This is a genomic window from Vibrio sp. V43_P6S15P86 (genome assembly GCF_009904725.1).
GTDB lineage: Bacteria > Pseudomonadota > Gammaproteobacteria > Enterobacterales > Vibrionaceae > Vibrio > Vibrio diabolicus.
The window spans coordinates 1-2,239 of record NZ_WXWT01000402.1 but is presented as its reverse complement, the minus strand read 5'-3'; the positions used below and the strand labels follow the sequence as shown (position 1 = coordinate 2,239).

The window sequence follows — 2,239 nt, the reverse complement described above, 5'->3', positions numbered from 1 at the left end:
ACAGAGGAATCAGTGACTGGTCAAATTCTCGATTCTTCCCTCAATACATTGGAGCAAGAGAAGAAGCAGCATGAAGGTGAGTTAGCGATTACTCTGGGGGAAATAGAAGAGTATCAATCTTTACTGATGCGCTTTCCAAACAACAAGCAAGAGATACAACCACTATTTAATTCGGCAAGAGAACGCTCAGCCAAGCTATTAGGCAGAATTAATGCGTTAACGAACTGGATGCAAGTAGTGCAAGGTAACGTCCTAAAATGTTGAGAACATGGCAAGCTGAGTGTGTAGATCAGGCTATTAATAAGTTTTCATCAAATCGACGCCCACATTTTTTCTGTCAAGCCACCCCTGGTGCGGGTAAAACGGTGATGGCTGCAGAGGTTGCTATGCGTCTTTTTGAAGAAGGTATGATTGACTTAGTTCTCTGTTTTTCACCATCGCTTTCGGTTGCCGATGGGATGAAAAATACCTTTTCATGGAAACTGGAATGTTCCTTTAATGGAGGATTGGGTTCTCTTGGGGGCTCTTACACCTATCAATCCATCCGTTTTTTAGATGAAAACTTCTGGAACACCGTTAGTAAATACAGGGTGCTAGTCGTATTTGATGAGATCCACCATTGTTCGTTTGATGATGAGGGGCGGTCAAATTCATGGGGTCTAGAGATCGTGTCAAAGATCCAAAGCTTTGCTCGTTATACTCTGGCTCTATCGGGTACTCCTTGGCGCTCTGATCGGTTACCGATTGTTATGGCCGAGTATTCGGATCCAGAAGGCATGCTTATTTGCGATTATCAATACGGCTTGCAACAGGCAGTTGTTGATGGGGTATGTCGCCCACCTAAAATTGCCTTGATAGACAACGAGCATTTGAGTATCCAGACTGGTAATAGTAATCAGCATTTTTCTTCCATTTTGGAATGCATTAAAGAATCCGATGTCTCTTATCAAAGCGTCATCCGCAATGACGATGCGATTAATTACATATTGAATAGTGGCTGCCAAAAACTGGCGCAGATCAGACAGCAATCGCCAAATGCAGGAGGTTTAGTTGTCGCCGCTTCTATCAAGCATGCTAAACATATTCAAAAGCGGCTTGTTGAGCACTTTAATCAATCAGCATGTATCGTTACTTATCATAATGATAATCCATTGAATGAAATCGAGTCTTTTCGTCACTCGAACGTTCAATGGATAGTCAGTGTTGGAATGATAAGTGAAGGCACGGATATCCCTCGGCTACAGGTTTGTTGTCATATGAGTTCGGTTAAAACGGAACTCTATTTTAGACAGGTCCTTGGGAGAATATTGAGAGTTAATGATTCACTCAACCAAGAAGCATGGTTGTATACATTTGCTGAAGAAAGTTTGATTGGGTTTGCTGAAAGAATTGAGCAGGATATTCCTGATAGCTGCATGTACATTAAACAAGAGAACAATGTTCCGAGTGCTGTAGATTCACAATGCCTACCAATAAGCACCGTATCGGAAAGCGCTCAATCTAATCGCTCTCAACCAAGCTTACTTAGTTGGGGAAAAGCTTCAGATATCATTAACCCAAATAATGTTGAGCCTGCTTTAGCATTGGATGATCTGAGGTTAGGCCAATTTAAACAGAGAGTCATCGCAGCGTTCACTTAAACTAATTCAGCTTCAATCTGTTTCAATGCTTTACCTGAAGAGTTTTTCTAGTAACCAGGACTGCTGCGGCTTGCGAGGCACTTGTAAACAGACGAACTCCAGATAGTGTTAGTACACCCTTTTTCTTTTAGGTTAGTACACAACTTCGTATAGTGTATAGTCTTTAAATAGACTAGGCTGTGCAGTTGTTAGCGCTTGAGAGCCTTTCAATACGACAATGCCTTCATCAGTAGGCATTGTTTTAACATTAACTTTTTTGACCTTCAGTTGCAATAAAGTGTTCTCTTGCACGTTTGTTTGAGGTGAAGCGATTTGAGTTACTCTTGCTCCTGTTATTTGTTCCCTAGAGAACAAATAACAGTATGAATGTCAGAGGACAATAAAGTTTTAACACAAACTAGCCATCACATGAGCTAGCTCGTTGCTGGACAATTATCATTTTCGGAAAATCGAACATTAGAAATTCATTAATAACGAGAAATAAGGAAAATTTCTTCCTGAGTCAGTATTGTGATTGATAAATAATAACGAGTCCCCATATCCTAACAATCAAACCACAACATTACCTTGGCTATGCAAATCAAACGAGACTTTGACTA

Annotated in this window: 1 protein-coding gene and 1 pseudogene; both read left to right on the top strand. The window is 40.7% G+C overall.

The window, feature by feature from the left end; all coding sequences use genetic code 11:
• Nucleotides 1-264 (top strand): annotated as a pseudogene (locus CAG69_RS18135) (hypothetical protein); the annotation flags it as partial.
• A complete protein-coding gene (locus CAG69_RS18130; RefSeq protein WP_161445504.1) occupies nt 258-1,640 on the top strand; it encodes a DEAD/DEAH box helicase in 1,383 nt (460 codons plus the stop codon). The pseudogene CAG69_RS18135 and the gene CAG69_RS18130, both read left to right, overlap by 7 nt.
• Nucleotides 1,641-2,239: the final 599 nt, after the last annotated feature.